This is a genomic window from Myxococcales bacterium, assembly GCA_022184915.1.
Classification (GTDB): Bacteria; Myxococcota_A; Polyangia; order Fen-1088; family Fen-1088; genus JAGTJU01.
This window is the reverse complement of sequence record JAGTJU010000001.1, coordinates 325,364-339,827: the sequence shown is the minus strand read 5'-3', so window position 1 is coordinate 339,827 and position 14,464 is coordinate 325,364. Positions and strand designations below refer to the sequence as shown.

At 68.5% G+C, this 14,464-nt stretch carries 13 protein-coding genes; 6 read left to right on the top strand and 7 right to left on the bottom strand.

Translation table 11 applies throughout. From position 1 onward, the window contains the following. Position 1: 1 nt before the first annotated feature. Positions 2-1,198: a PEGA domain-containing protein gene (locus KA712_01505; protein ID MCG5051612.1), complete on the bottom strand. Its 1,197-nt coding sequence runs from the start codon at positions 1,196-1,198 to the stop codon at positions 2-4. Here KA712_01505 and KA712_01500 point away from each other — a divergent pair. Further along, on the top strand, positions 1,197-3,551 hold the full coding sequence (locus KA712_01500) for a hypothetical protein (protein MCG5051611.1): 2,355 nt from the start codon (positions 1,197-1,199) through the stop codon (positions 3,549-3,551). The genes KA712_01505 and KA712_01500 overlap by 2 nt on opposite strands. Positions 3,552-3,579: 28 nt before the next feature. On the opposite strand, the gene KA712_01495 is transcribed toward KA712_01500, so the two are convergent. From KA712_01495 to gatC, 5 genes are all read right to left on the bottom strand, one after another. Next, the gene (locus KA712_01495; protein ID MCG5051610.1) at positions 3,580-4,347 is read right to left on the bottom strand and encodes a hypothetical protein; all 768 of its coding nucleotides are present in this window, start codon (positions 4,345-4,347) and stop codon (positions 3,580-3,582) included. A 142-nt stretch (positions 4,348-4,489) separates the two neighbouring features. Continuing rightward, on the bottom strand, positions 4,490-5,446 hold the full coding sequence (locus tag KA712_01490) for a DNA alkylation repair protein (protein ID MCG5051609.1): 957 nt from the start codon (positions 5,444-5,446) through the stop codon (positions 4,490-4,492). A 34-nt stretch (positions 5,447-5,480) separates the two neighbouring features. Continuing rightward, positions 5,481-6,944, bottom strand: a complete 1,464-nt coding sequence (gene gatB, locus KA712_01485; protein ID MCG5051608.1) for an Asp-tRNA(Asn)/Glu-tRNA(Gln) amidotransferase subunit GatB — start codon at positions 6,942-6,944, stop codon at positions 5,481-5,483. Between the two features lie 30 nt (positions 6,945-6,974). Beyond that, entirely contained in the window at positions 6,975-8,471 is a 1,497-nt protein-coding gene (gene gatA, locus KA712_01480) for an Asp-tRNA(Asn)/Glu-tRNA(Gln) amidotransferase subunit GatA (protein MCG5051607.1), read from the bottom strand. Further along, positions 8,471-8,785 carry an Asp-tRNA(Asn)/Glu-tRNA(Gln) amidotransferase subunit GatC gene (gatC, locus tag KA712_01475; protein ID MCG5051606.1) on the bottom strand — a complete coding sequence of 105 codons (315 nt, stop codon included), beginning with the start codon at positions 8,783-8,785 and terminating at the stop codon, positions 8,471-8,473. Before gatC ends, gatA begins: the two co-directional genes overlap by 1 nt. A gap of 270 nt (positions 8,786-9,055) precedes the next feature. Here gatC and KA712_01470 point away from each other — a divergent pair, with 270 nt between their 5' ends. The 3 genes from KA712_01470 to KA712_01460 are packed head-to-tail and all read left to right on the top strand — an operon-like array spanning position 9,056 to position 10,687. Beyond that, positions 9,056-9,946, top strand: coding sequence for a hypothetical protein (locus tag KA712_01470; GenBank protein MCG5051605.1), 891 nt, complete (start codon positions 9,056-9,058; stop codon positions 9,944-9,946). Further along, the gene (locus KA712_01465; GenBank protein MCG5051604.1) at positions 9,943-10,320 is read left to right on the top strand and encodes a PilZ domain-containing protein; all 378 of its coding nucleotides are present in this window, start codon (positions 9,943-9,945) and stop codon (positions 10,318-10,320) included. Before KA712_01470 ends, KA712_01465 begins: the two co-directional genes overlap by 4 nt. 31 nt (positions 10,321-10,351) lie before the next feature. Further along, on the top strand, positions 10,352-10,687 hold the full coding sequence (locus KA712_01460; GenBank protein MCG5051603.1) for a hypothetical protein: 336 nt from the start codon (positions 10,352-10,354) through the stop codon (positions 10,685-10,687). 3 nt (positions 10,688-10,690) lie between these two features. Here KA712_01460 and KA712_01455 read toward each other — a convergent pair whose 3' ends face one another. Beyond that, positions 10,691-12,439, bottom strand: coding sequence for a DnaJ domain-containing protein (locus tag KA712_01455; GenBank protein MCG5051602.1), 1,749 nt, complete (start codon positions 12,437-12,439; stop codon positions 10,691-10,693). 207 nt (positions 12,440-12,646) lie between these two features. Between KA712_01455 and KA712_01450 the strand changes: the two genes are divergently transcribed. Both KA712_01450 and KA712_01445 read left to right on the top strand, forming a co-directional pair. Continuing rightward, positions 12,647-13,579: a hypothetical protein gene (locus tag KA712_01450; protein MCG5051601.1), complete on the top strand. Its 933-nt coding sequence runs from the start codon at positions 12,647-12,649 to the stop codon at positions 13,577-13,579. A gap of 101 nt (positions 13,580-13,680) precedes the next feature. Beyond that, a complete protein-coding gene (locus KA712_01445) occupies positions 13,681-14,445 on the top strand; it encodes a Stp1/IreP family PP2C-type Ser/Thr phosphatase (protein ID MCG5051600.1) in 765 nt (254 codons plus the stop codon). Positions 14,446-14,464: the final 19 nt, after the last annotated feature.

The window sequence follows — 14,464 nt, the reverse complement described above, 5'->3', positions numbered from 1 at the left end:
CTCAGAACCGACCCGAAACCCGGAGACCCACCAGGCTGACCGAAGGGCTGTCCCCGTCGGTCCGGCTCTGCTGCGTGGCCACCCACACAGCCACGCCCCCAAGGGCCATCGAGGCCGCCCCCACACCCACCAGCGTCGCCGCGAGCGCGTCGGTGTCGCGCAGACGTGGGCAGCGCCCTCGTACGTCCTTGACTTCCTCCGCACAGGCGAGCTCGCTGCCGTCGATCGCGGCGGCGTAGGCCCCGCCGCCCACCAAGGCGGCTCCGCCCGCCAGGGCCAGCCACCCGACCAAGCGGTAGGGAAACGTGCTCGGCGGGCGTAGCATTTCGAGCTCGAGCGCCTCGTCCACCCCGCTGACCACCGTGAACGTGCGGGCGACGTCATGGTAACCGCGCAGCCGTAGCGCCAGGTGGTGCTGCCCTCCCGTCAGCTCGAGGTCGATGGGAGTTCGCCCTACCGGTTGACCATCGATGGAAGCCTCCGCGCCCCCGGGACGGCTGCGCACCACCACGCGCGCCGGCGTCCGCGCCAAAGCTTCGAGCCGGCTGCGGAGTGCCGAAGCGGCAAGCCCCACCTTCTCGGCCGCCTCGGTCATGCCGCAGGTCTCGCAACGCTCGCGCCGCCGGCCGATCGTGGCGCCCGTGCGGCCGTTGATGATTTCGAGCGTGATGTCGTAGGTCTTGTTGGACTCCGCGACGTGCCCCACCACCAAATAGCCGACGTCCAAAGTGGAGGCGAGCTTGGGGTAACAGTCGCTGTCGTTGCAGGTGAGGTGCTTGGCCTCGAGGCGCCGCGCGACGGTAGGACCGGAGATAACCTGGAATTCGGCTACGGCGAGCCCCTCCACCAGGTGGTCGGCGAAGGCCTGCTGGGCGCCGGGAGGGATGGCGCCCTCGTGTGTCACGCGGACGACGGCCACCCGCTGCACCGTGGACGAGGCCGCCGCCGCATGCCCGGACGCGGAAGCCCCCAGGCACGAGACCCAAGCCAGGCAGCCGAGGGCGGCGTGCGTAACGGTCCTGGCGCGCCCCAGGGAACGCCACGAGCCGGTCGCCGGCAGCACCTTCCTGCGGGCCGGGTCCGCCTCCTTCAGCATGAAAAGATGGTACACCGAAAGGGGGGCCGAATCGAAGCGCTGGTCCCGCGTGGGGCGCCGGTGATAAACTGTGGGATCTCCGGCTTTGATGGGGGCCCTCATGGCAGGTTGCAAGGTTGTCATCGCAATCCAGACGGGTCGGGCGGCCTCGTGCGGCCTTGCCCTGGCCGTCCTGTTCGCTCTGGGGGCCTGCGACGAGCCCAACCCTTTCTACCTGGGCGTGCCTGAGGCCGAAGGGCAGGATGCGGCGGACGCGAAAGACGCCCCCCTCGAAAATCCCACGCCCCCAGATGACGCCGGCGACACGAAGGGTCCCGACAGCGGAGGCGGGAACCCGCCGACGTGCCCGCCCGGCGACAGGATCCGCCTCACGTGCGGCCTGGGCGTCTGTGCCAACACGGTCACCAGCTGCGTCACGACCCTGGACCGGGCTGACGCCCCGATCTGCGAGCCCAAACCCGCGCCCCGCAAGGACGACGGCTGCGGCGGCGGTGACGAAGACTGCGACGGCACGATCGACGAAGACTGTTCGACGTGCGTGCACGTGAGCCAGCTCGGTAACGACGCGAAGGCGGACGGTTCGCGGGCGCTTCCCTTCCGTACACTCCAGGTGGCGATCGACTGGGCCGCCGCCGACCCCGCGCGCCCGCGCCAGGTCTGCGTGGCAGCCAGCCTCACCTGTGTGCCCCCCAAAGACGAGCCCACGGACTTCGTTGCCGGTGAGGGCAAGTCCCTCCTGCTGAGAGACGGCATTTCGGTGGTGGGCGGCTTCGAATCGACCACCTGGACACTGTGCCCGCCCAGCGCCGATGCGCCCGTACCGATCAACGCGCCCACGCTGGTGCTGAGGAGCGTCGAGGGCATCAGCTTCCCCCCGTCCGTGAAGTCCACCACCGTGTTTTCAGGCTTTCGCCTGGCGCAAGCCGCGCCGGGACGACGCGGCGTCGCCATCACGGTCGACGGAGCCAAGGGGGCGGTCGTCTCCCACGTGGCGATCGCCGGCGGGAACAAACTCGACGAGGCGGTGGGCATCGAGGTCAAAAACGGCGCCGAGGCACTCATCACGCGCAGCCAGGTGGTAGGCGGCGAGGCGCAGCAGCTGGCCGTGGGCGTCAGGGTAGCGAACGCGACGGTGCAGCTCGTCGACAACTGCGCCTCCTTCGACGACAAGGGGCGCTGCCGGGCGGCCTGCACGGCCGGAGCCGGGATCTGGGGTGCCTCCCGCGCCAGCGCCGGGGCTCGCGCCTTCGCCGTGGAGCTCATCGGGGCCGCGGCCGCGCGCGTGACCAACAATGCCCTCTGCGCTGGGCCGGCGGATCAAGCCGCCGGGCTGCGGCTGGTCGGCCCCTCACCCGATGCGGTGCTTGCGGGCAATTTCGTGAAATCCGAAGACGGGCGCACCCTGAGCGCGGGCCTGCTCTTCGAGTCCTGCAACGAGGAGACCCCGTGGGTGGTTTCCAACCCGCATGTCAGCGCCGCCCCCGGGGCCGAGCAGGCCACCGTGGTCGGCATCCTGGCGCGGGGGGCCTGCCATCCCCGCTTTGCCGCGAATGGCTTCGTGGGCGTGACGGGAGGCAAAGCGCACAGCGGCTTCGGCGTGCTTTGTGGCGCCGATGGTGAGGCGCGCAGCCTCTGCCAGGTGCTCGACAACGCCGAAATTCGGGGCAGCCAGGTATCCGAGACGCTCGGCTCGGCCGGCGTGGTGTGCGAAGACGGAGCCTGCGCCCTGGTGGCGGGCAACGCCCTCATCGAGGGAGGCAGGGGCGCGCAAAGCTACGGGGTGGTCCTCGCAGGGGGGCCCACACGGCTCGAGCGCAATCGGATTCACGGCGGCTGCGGCAAACGGGCGGTGGGGCTGGCCGCCGACGACAGCCAGGCGCGCGTCGAAAACAACGTGATCTTCGGGAGCCACTGCCCGAAGGACGACGAGCACACCGAAACTGCCAACGCCGTGGTGGTCACGGTGGGCGCGCGCCAGCACGCACCGGACCTGCACTCCAACACCCTCGACGTCTCTCTGGGCGCGGACGAGTGCCAGGGCGTCACGGCCGTGTGGCAAACGGCGGAGGGACGAAGTGGCGCCACGGCGGGCACCGTGCGAAACAACATCTTCAGCCACCACGCCTGCGAAGGCCCCTTCTTCGCCGAGGGTGACGACAAGAGCCGGCCCCGGGTCTTCGAGTTCAACCTGTTTCACGAAGACACCGGCACGGTTTTGTACCGGGCCCCTGGCCAGGCCCTGACGCTGTCGCAACTCAACCAGTCGACCGGGGGCGCCGTGCGACGCAACAACGACGTGGGAGATCCCAAGTTCCTGAGCTGGCCGGACAACCTCGGACTCGACAGCGGCTCGGCCGCCATCGACAAGGGCACGCCCGAAGGCGCTCCCCGCACCGATGGGGCAAATCGCCCGCGCGACACGAAGCCCGACATCGGGGCCTTCGAGCGGGAGTGAGCCCGGTCGGCCGCCGGGCGGGTTGCGGTCAGGACGGGGCGAGGGAGGCAGCCGGAAGCTCGAGCCAGTGGCACAGGGCCTCGAACTCGGCCGGGGTCACGTCCACCCCGGGGTTTGCCACGTCGGGCACCACCGAGACGCCGTGATAGTCCGAACCCGCCGTGGCCACCAAGCCCACCTCCCGGGCAAGCCCCGCCCACGTGGCTCGTTGGCGCTCGCCGTAGAAGCCGTAGAGCGCTTCGAGCCCGCTCAGCCCCAGAGGTTTCCAGGACACGCAGCACGCCTTCACGAACTCGGGTGGGCCCAGAAGGTGGGGGTGCGCCAGGGCCACCCGGGCGCCTGCCGCGGTGGCCAAGCCCAGCCCCTCTTCGACGCTCAAGCGAGGTGAGGGCGTATGGGCAGGCCCACGGTCGTTGAGAAAACGCTCGAAGGCCTCGCGTACCGAGGTGCAAAAGCCCGCCGCCACGAGCGCCCGCGCCACGTGGGGGCGCCCGGGCGTGCCGTGGCCCGCTTCGTCCAGGATGGCCTGCGCGTCGAGGCGGATCCCGAGGTGGGTGAGCCGCTCGCAGATGGCGAAGATGCGGGCGCGCCGCAAGCCCCGCAGCTCGGCGAGGCGGGCTTCGAGGCTCTCCCTGGCGGGGCCTGGCTTCACGCCGTACACCAGCAGGTGCACCGTGCGCCGGTGCGCTTCGGTCGACAGTTCGAGCCCCGGCAGCACGGTGACCTCGGGCAAGTGGGTAGCCACCTCGTCGGCGCCGCCCAGCGTGTCGTGATCCGTGAGGCAGAACAGGCCCACCTGCCGCGCTCTAATCCGGCGCGCGAGAGCCTCTACGGTCTCGGACCCGTCGGAGTGACGTGAGTGGCAGTGTAGATCGATGCGCAAGGGGACTTTAGACCCTAGCAAACGCGGGTGCGGGTTCGAGGCGATTCGGGCGGACTCACGAAGCCCGTTCGCGCTGCAGGCGCTTCCGCTCGGCTTCGGGCAGATATTTGCTGGCCTCGCGCAGCGTGAGACCTGACACGCGAGGCAGATGGTCGGACAGGAAGGCCGCCACGAGCTCCGGGCGCTTCTTCGCGGTTTCGCGCAACACCCACCCTATCGCCTTGCGAATGAAGAACTCGTCGTCTGCGAGCAAGGCCGCCGCCCACGTCGCGAACAGGGCAAAGTCGCCCCGGCCTTGCCGCAGGGGCAGGAGGTGCGCCAGCAGCGCTGCGCGGCGGAGCCAGAAGTCGGGGTCGCGGCGCCACGTCGCAAGCCGGCGCATCGCCTCGGGGCTACCATGCGCGAGCGGCCCCACCACGTGCACGGCCAGCTCGTCCACCAGAGCCCAGGTGCGGGCCGCACGCAGCCACGACTCGAGCACGCCGAGGTCCGAAGCCTCGAGTCGCTCCACCCGCAGCGCCAGCACGAAGACGGCCAGGGCCCGCAGCTCGTGGACCTCCTCGTTCCAAAGCGACTTCACGAAGGCCCAAAGGCGCGGTCGGCTTTCCAGGGCCTCGAAGCGGGCCAAACGCTTGGCCTCGGCCCTGAGCGCGGGCACGGGGACGCCCAGGAACGTGAGATCGCTCTTGAGATACGCCTGGCTTTGCCGGGCCCGAGACGCGGAGCCCTGACGGGCCAAACTCTGGATCAGCTCCTCGGGCGTGGGCAGCCGGGCCGCGCCGGACGCTGCGGAGGTCGCCGCCGTGGCTCGGGCGATGGCGGCGCGCGAGGGTAGCGGGCGGGGCATCCGCGTGGCCTGGGCCCGCGTCACCGGGCGCTCGTCAACCGGTATGGCGCGCACCCGAGGCGAGGGACCGCCGCGGTCGGGGGGTGCTGATGTGCCGTGCGGGCCCACCACGGCCCGCTTGATCTGCCTCACCTTGTCCGTCACCACCTGCTTCAGCTTGCCCACGCGCCCCCCCCGCCCGTCTCGCCTGCGCGAAGGGTTACGATAGCAGCCGCGAGAGAATGGCGTTGACGGCCTTCGGGTTTGCCTTGCCCCCGGTCACTTTCATGACCTGCCCGACGAAGAAGCCCATGAGCTTTTTGTCTCCTCCCCGGAAACGCTCGGCTTCTTTGGGATGCGCCTGCACGACCTCGGCGCACGCCGCCTCGAGCACGCCCTCGTCGGACACCTGCGACACGGCTTCCTTCGCGACGATGTCGGAGGCGCGGCGCCGCTCCGTCCACATCCGGCCGAACACATCCTTGGCCAGTTTGCCCGAGAGCGTGCCCGCCTCGACCAGCGCGAGCAGCTCGGCCAGCGCCTGGGGCGGTATGGGCAGATCGGGGCTGGCCAGAAGGCGCACGTCATCAACACGGCCGAGCACCTCGTTCAACACCCAATTGGCCGCCTTCTTTCCCTGCCCGCTCTGGCTGCCCTGCGCCTCGCCCGCCGCACGTACGACCGCATCGAAGTAGTCGCTGATCTCACGCTCGGAGGTCAGCACACCGGCATCCTGAGCCGTCAGACCCAGGACCGATACATAGCGCTCGAAACGCGCCTCGGGCAGCTCGGGCAGCGCGGCCTTCGCCGCCGCCTGCCACGCCTCGTCCACGTGCAAAGGCGGCAGATCGGGCTCGGGAAAATAGCGGTAGTCGTGCGCTTCTTCTTTCGAGCGCATCGACTGCGAGCGCCCGCGCGCGGCGTCCCAAAGGCGCGTCTCCTGCACCACCGCTTGACCGGCATCGAGCAGCGCCGCCTGGCGCTTGATCTCGTGTTCGATCGCGTCTTTGACGTTCTTGAAGCTGTTGATGTTCTTGAGCTCGGCCTTGGTACCGAGCTTGGTGGCGCCCCGGGGCCGCAGCGAGACGTTGGCGTCGCAGCGCAAGGAGCCCTCCTCCATGTTGCCATCGCTGATACCCAGGTACCGCACCAGCGTGCGCAAGGCGCGCAGGTACTCGGCGGCTTCGTCGGCAGAGCGCAGCGCGGGATCGCTCACCACCTCGCAGAGGGGCACGCCGGCCCTGTTGTAGTCCACCCAGCTCACGCCCCCTTCGGCGTGGATGTTTTTGCCCGCGTCCTCTTCCATGTGGATGCGCGTGAGCGGCACCTCGTGAGGCACACCCTCGAGCCGAAAGCGGACGGCGCCGCCCTCACACAGAGGCTCGTCGTATTGCGAGATTTGATACCCCTTCGGCAGATCGGGGTAGAAGTAGTGTTTGCGGGAAAACCGGCACACCGGGCGGATGCGCGATCCCACCGCCAGGCCAAGCCGCACCGCCATGTGCACGGCCGTGCTGTTGAGCACGGGCAAGCTGCCCGGCAAGCCGAGCACGATGGGATCCGTCGCGCCGTTCGGCTCGATGCCAAAGGCTGCCGCAGAGCCCGAGAAGATCTTGCTCTGCGTGGCGAGCTGAACGTGGACCTCGAGGCCAATGACGGGCTCGTATCTTTCAAGCAAGCTCATGTGTGTCGTCCAGGCAAGCGCATCGGTGAATCAGCCGGCGAGCGGGGCCCGCCGCTCGTGCCAGTCGGTGAGTTTTTGATAAGCGCCCGCGGCGCGGAACAATGTGGCCTCTCCCAGCGTGGGACCGATGAGCTGCATGCCAATCGGCAAGCCTTGCGACGAAAGGCCACAGGGCAGAGCCAGGGCGGGCACACCCGCCAACGCAGGGGCCACGGTGTAGATGTCGGCGAGGTACATCTGGAGAGGGTCACTCGTTTTTTCGCCCAGTTTGAACGCCGTCATCGGGGTGGTGGGGGTCACGAGCAGATCGCAGGAAGCAAACGCCGCCGCGAAGTCGTTCGCAATGAGGCGGCGCACACGCTGGGCCTGGCCGTAGTAGGCGTCGTAGTAGCCCGAGCGCAGAACGTACGTGCCAAGCACGATCCGGCGCTTGGGCTCGTCGCCAAACCCCTCGTCGCGCGAGCGTCCGTAGAGTTCTTCGAGCGAGCCGGCGGTTTCGGTCCTGTGCCCGTACTTCACCCCGTCGTAGCGGGCAAGGTTCGAGGAGGCCTCGGCCGTGCATACAAGATAATACGTGGCGATCGCGTAGGACGTGTGGGGCAGCGACACGGGCACGATCCGGGCGCCCGCGGCGCCGAAGCGATCGATGGCGGCGCGCACGGCGCTCTCGACCTCGGGGTCCATACCTGCCTGGAAATACTCGGCGGGCATTCCGATGCGCAGGCCCGTCACGTCACCCGCCTCGCAGGCGTCGACGTAGGCGCCCACCGGCGCGGCCAGGGACGTGGCGTCGCGGGGATCCGCGCCTGCCATCACCTCGAGCAACGCCGCCACGTCCACGGCCGCCCGCCCGAAGGGTCCCGGATGATCGAGGGACGACGCAAACGCGATGACACCGTAGCGCGACACACGCCCGTACGTGGGCTTGATGCCGCTCACCCCGCAAAACGCCGCCGGCTGGCGGATGGAGCCTCCCGTATCGGTGCCGAGGGATGCCGCACACAGATTCGCCGCCACGGCCGCCGCCGAGCCCCCGGACGAGCCGCCGGGCACCCGCGCGGGATCCCAGGGGTTGCGCACGGGCTTGAAGGCGCTGTTTTCGTTCGACGAGCCCATCGCGAACTCGTCCATGTTCAGCTTGCCCAGGTTGATGGCGCCCGCGTCCTGCAAGCGGCTCGTGGCCGTGCCTTCGTAGGGGGGCACGAAGCCCGCGAGAATTTTGGACGCGCAGGTGGTTTCGATGCCCTTGGTGACGAAGATGTCCTTGATGCCAAGAGGCACGCCCGCGAGCGGTCCCGGCGTCTGGCCCTGCGCGACCTGGCTGTCGACCGCTTCGGCCGCGCGGCGGGCGCCTTCCCCGTTCACCCGCAGGTAGGTCCCAAGCTGGGGATCGAGCCGCTCGATGCGCGCGAGATAGGCGTCCACCAGGGAGCGCGCACGCACACGGCCCGTGCGCACCGCCTCGGCCTGAGCCCGCACCGATTGGCCCGCCACGAGGGCCTCGACGGTCTGCGTCTCGGAAGCCATCAGCCGCCCTGCCCTTCACCCGACGTGGGAACGATGCGCGGCACCTCGAAAAAGCGATCGTGGCGGCGGGGGGCGTTGGCGAGAGCCTCGTCGTTAGACAGAGATGGCTGCACCTCGTCGCTACGCAGCGGGCAGCCGAAGCCCACGGCATGGGTCAAGGGCTCGACCCCGGTGGTGTCCACGCTTTGGACGGTGGCGATGTAGTCGAGGATCCCGTCGAGCTCCTGCGCCAGCCGGGACACTTCCGCCTCGCTCAAGGCCAGCCGCGCCAAGGCCGCGATCTGCTTCACTTCTTCCGGATCGATGCGTGACATGGGTTCCAGCCTGGTTCTATCCTGGGTCGGCCCCCTCTCCGCAAGCCCCCGCACGGGCTTTTTGCGGAGGCCGCACGGCCCATGGACGCATCGCGTTTCGTGGCGAGGGCGCGGGCCCCCGCGACAGGGGCGTCGCGGGTAGCGGGCGCAGAGCCGCACCGGTATACTGTTTGCCTCCCTCGCCGGTTCGCCCCTATAGTTCCCACCTTCAGTTCCCGTCGTCGCGCCCGGCGCCTGTTTTCTCCCGTTTTCACCATCCGAGTTCGTCCCATGCGGTCCCAGCCCCATCGCCGATTTGCCTTCGCCCTCTGGGCCGCCGCTGCGATCGCAGCGTGCGACGGCAGCGTGCGCCCTTCGCCCGACCCGGGCGACGAGGGAAGCCGCACGGAAGGGGGGCAAACCCTATCGGAGCTGCTCGTGCGCCTCGATTCGCGGCTCGACGCCCAAAGCGCTGGCCTGCCCTCGGCCTCGCTCGTGGCTTACAAGGCACGGGTGTTGGGCATCGAGTCGGACCAAGTCGCCGGGGCGGTGGATCCGCTGATGGTGGCAGGCCCCGACGGCCGCTGTGCCCTTCGCCAAGTGGATGAAACCGTTCGACTTTTACGTGAGGCCCACGGTGGGGTCGAGCTCGAAGCCCTGTCGCGCTTCACGGTCGAGCTTTCGGCTTCGGAGGTGCTCCGCCCCTTGCCGCGTGTGTATCCCGATTTGGCCTCCGTCGTCACCGGCGTGGTGGCTGAAGCAGGCCCCGAGGACCTCGTCGAGCTCCCCGAAACCCTGACGCTCAAGTCCGAAGCCGGACCGGACGTGCTCGTGCGCTTGCCGGCTCTGCCCCAAGTGCTCGCGCCCGACGGCACGCCGGTGCGCGGGGGAACGAAGTTCAGCGCGCGGGAAGATCTCCACCTCGTGGTGGTGGGCCCCAAAGGCTCGTTCGTCGAGCTGCGGCCCTTCGGCGCCACCACGTGGGCCGCCTGCCCGATGAGCCCCGAGGGGCACGTCACCATTCCTGCCGATGTGTTGTACCGGCTGGCCGGCCCTGCCGGGCAGGTGCCCGTCTCTTTGGACGTCGTGTGGCGAAACCGTCGTCCCGTGCAGCTGGGCGGCACGTCCACGCGCCTCTCGCTGGAGACGCGGGCCTCGGCCCTGGTGGAACTGCAACCGTGAGCAGCCGGCCCACGAGCAAGACCTCCGGCGGGCGGAAGGATCAACGAAGGCACGAACGGCGACGGGCCGAGCTCAGCATCTCGGTCTCCACGGTTGATGGCCCCAAGGTGCGGGGACAGCTGAGCTTCGACTCCGCCGACTTGTCGGAAGGCGGCGCGTTTTTGTGCTCGGACTTGCTCCTCGAGGAAGGGGAGCTCATCAACGTCGAGATCGTCCTCGCCGGCCACGCGATACGCGCCACCGCGCGCGTGGTGCGCACGGCCCGAACGACTGGGGGCCAGGCGGGCATGGGCATAGAATTCATCAGGCTCTCCGATTCCGATCGGAAAACGTTGTCCTTCGGCCTGATGACCTTGTCCGCGGCCAGCTCCTGACGTAAACAGGGCCCCGTAAAGGATTTGATTCATGGCCGAGACCCTCGACGAGCTCACATACGATTACGAAGATCAGGGCGTGCTTGTGCGCAAGCAGCTGGCGAAAGAGGTGCTGACGAAGGGCACCTGGGCCACCGTGATGTTCCTGTTTCAGGAACTCGACAAGAACACGAACAAGTTCCGGGCCCCCAAGATCGCCATCGTGCGCTTTAAAAAGTTCAAGGGCTCTTACCGTAAGCAGTCGAACTTCAACGTCTCGAGCGTCAAGCAAGCGCAGCAGGTCGCGACCATCTTCGAGACCTGGTACCCGTTGATGAACGAGTCCGCAGACGCCACGGGCGACGCCGACGAGGCCTCGGACGACTGACCCTCACCGCTTCAAAAAGCGGTTGAGAAGCCCGCCCACGCTTTTGGGGGACGCGGGCTCGGCAGACGAGACGGACTTGGGCTTGGCCTTGCTCCGACGCATCTCGATGAGACGCAGCTCACGGCCCGCCTCGAGGAAGTCCTTGTCGACCTCGAGGCACGCCCGAAAGGCGCGTTCGGCCGCGTCCATGTCGCCTTGCTGTTTCACGATCTCGCCGATCCAGTAGTGCCCACGCGCGAAGTGGGGCCGGTGGTTCAGCGCCTCGCGAATGATGCGCAGAGTGTCCGTGGCCAGGAGGGCCCGGCGTGAAGCGTTTTCGCCGTAGCGGGCCCAAGCCAAATAGGCGCGGTACTCGGGTTCGGCGGGGTTGCGCTTGACCGCGTCGTTGAAGCGCTCGAGCGCCTTGGCCACATCGCCCCGCTTGAGCGCCACCTCACCCTGCCGAAACGCCTGCTCGGCCTCGAGGATGTTGCGTGCGCTTTCGGCTTCGGTCGGCTCGCCCCGCAGCTTGCGCACGTATTCGTTGCGGCGTTTGGGATCCGAGAGCACCGACGAGGCCTCGCCGTAACGGGCCATGATGCGTTCGGCCTCCTTCACCAGGTCTGAAAGCCCGAGTCCCACGAGGCGGTCGGGATGGAACTGCCGGACGCCTTGCATGTATGCGGCACTCACCTGCTCGGGTGTGGCCGACTCCGTAAGGCCCAAGAGCTCGAACAAAGACATGTCCTCGAGCCGGGGGAGCAGCGCCTGGATGCGGCGGCGCAGCTCGTCGCCCGCCATGGTGGGCCCCGTGGTGCCCGGGGGAATGGCGCGCGGCACGCCCTCACCCGAGCCCAGGCGGATCCGGGGCGGCGGGGGTTCGGAGGGGGGTCTCTGGACGAGGGGGGAGAATCGTTGGGGCTGTGACGGCGAGCGGGCGGTGGGCACCGGGGACAGGGCCGTCGCCACCCGCGACATTCCGGTCGAGGGTAAGGGTGATGCCTGAGGCGGGCGGCGAACCTCCTGGGGCAGGCGCTCCGTTTCGAGCAGATCCGCATACAACAGGGCCAGCACGGCCGACCGAGACTCGGAGGGCTTCGGGCCGGTGCGGGGAATGTCTTCGAGCTGCAAGGGCCGCTCTTCGAGCGCCCTCACGATGGCCTCGCCCTGCGGTATGCCCATGGCTTCGAGGAAGCCGGCCGGCAGCGCCACCAGGCGGAAGGCAAACCCGGTGAGGGGCTTGAGCTCGTCTATCAGGCGCACGTCATCATAGGCGGTGCGGATTCCGGGGTAGATCAAGCTGCGCGGATCGAGGCGGATGCGTGCAAGCTCGTCGTCGGCCCCAAAGCCGTGCTCGTGCAGATACACCTCGTAGCGGCCCGTGCGCAGGAAAAACAGCCGGATGAGCTTGCGGCGCAGCTGGGCGCGAATGGCATCGGCCAGGACGTCGGCCGTGAGTGCGCCGATTTCCACCAACACCTGGCCGAGGCGCTTGTGGCCTTGGATCGCCAACTGCTCCGCCCGCGCCAGCACGCGGTCGGACACCAACCCCGTGTCCGCGAGGACGCGGTCGAGCCGGTCGAGGTCGTTGGGACGCTCGATGTGAACCGCCGATCCCTCGCGCAGGAACACCACGCTTTCGTCCCCCGCCTCGTCGAGCACCACCAAACGGCCCGTTACGCGTTTGCGGTAAAGCTGCTGAACGAGACGCGGCAAAGGCCGGTCGGACAGGCGGCCTTCAGCAGCGGGGGGGGTGATCGTGGGGTCTGTCACGTGCCAGGCAATCCATCGTCGGGTCCGCACCACAGGGCAGGAGCACGGGGTCCTGTGGGGGCATCGGCTGAACCACCTTGCGCATTAACCACGCCTCGGGCCGTTCGAGGGCAGCGGCCGGGGCGGTCCCCCCACCAAGACCCGTCGGCGCAATCACGAAGGCTCAATACTTGCGGCGGCTGCCGCGTGCGGGTTTACATTGCGCCCGTGGGCATCGCCCTGTTCATCAACCCGCGTTCACGCGCAAACCGCCGCAACCCTGCGGGCATTCACGCCCTGGCGCGGGCCATGGGCGAGACCGGGCAGGTGCTGAGCCCGCCTTCGCTCGATGCGCTCACCGACGTGGCGGCCCAACTGGCCCAAAAGCCTCCTGCGGTGATCGCGATTCACGGCGGAGATGGGACCGTTCACAACGTCCTGACGCGGCTCATCCCTGCCTTCGGCGACACGCCCCTGCCCCCCCTGGCGCTGCTCACAGGGGGCACGATGAACGTGGTGCCCCGCTCATTGGGTCTCACGGCGGCGCCGGTGGCCTTCATGAGCCAGTTGGCGAGCCACATCCGCGCCGGCCACGCCCCCCGTGTGCTCACGCGGAGGTGCCTCCAGGTCGGCGCGCAATACGGATTCGTGTTCGGCAACGGCGTGGTGGCTGCGTTCCTCGAGGAGTACTACGCCACCAGCTCGTATGGCGCAGCGCGCGCCCTCTGGGTGGGGATGCGGGCGGTGTCGTCGAAGCTCGCGGGCGGGGCCTACGGGGCGCGTGCGCTCGCCCCCTTTTCGGGCCGCGTCCTCATCGAAGGCGAAGCCTTACCGGGCCTTCGCTTCACGGCTATTTCGGCGGCCACGGTGCGCGAGGTGGGCCTGGGCTTCAAGTTGAACCACCGGGCCGACGAAGATCCCGACCGCTTCAACGTGGTCGTGATCAAGGCCGATCCCGTGGCGCTCTTGGCGGATCTGCTCCCCGTGCAGTTCGGCCAGGGCATCGCCGCCAGCCGGGCCGATTCGCGCCTGGCCACGTGGGTGCGGCTCGAGCCTGATCGACCAGGCATGCCCTACACGATCGACGGCGACATGTACCGTAGCCAAGGGCCACTCGATCTGCGCATTGGCCCCGTGCTGCGCCTGGTGAGGCCCGGCTGATGGGAGCTTCGGGATTTGCCGAAACCCGCCCCGGGGCGGTAGCATGAGAGTTCGGACATGAAGGCCAGGAATCCATGAGCACGTCCTTCCCCCTCGACGGCATGCGCGTCCGCTTCGCAGGGGACACCAACGTGGGCCTCAAGCGAGAGCACAACGAGGACAGTTACTACCTGCCTCAATTCGAACGCTTGTGCGTCGTGGCCGATGGCATGGGGGGGCACGCCTCGGGCGAGATCGCGAGCCGCATGGCCGTCGAGACCATCTCGACCTTCTTCCGCGAGACGGAGGTCGAGCCCGATCTGACCTGGCCGTACAAAGTCGACCGAGGAAACCGCCAAAACATCAACCGCATGGTCACCGCGGTGAAGCTGGCGAACCTGCGTATCCACGAAGAATCGACCTCGAACCCGAAGTGCAGGGGCATGGGCACCACGGTGGTGTCCTGCTACTTCCTCGACGATGCGTTGGTGATCGGCCACGTGGGCGACAGCCGCGTGTACCGGCTTCGCGAAGGGCTTTTCGATCAGCTCACCGAAGACCATTCGTTGCTCAACGACTACATCAAGATGAAGCACCTGACGGCGGAGGAGATCGCCGCGTTCCCGCACAAGAACGTGATCGTGCGCGCGCTCGGCATGAAGAGCACGGTGCAGGTCGACGTGATCGTCGAACAACCCCGCCTCGGTGACGTGTACCTCCTTTGTTCGGACGGACTTTCGGGCATGGTGCCTGACCCCGATCTGGCCGAGATGGTGGCGAGCGAAACCGATCTCGACAGGCTCTGCGACGGCTTGATCCGCGCGGCGAACCAAAACGGCGGGCTGGACAACACCACCGTGGTGCTGGCCCGCATCGAGCCCGAATAGGCGCATGCCGCCCGGCCGG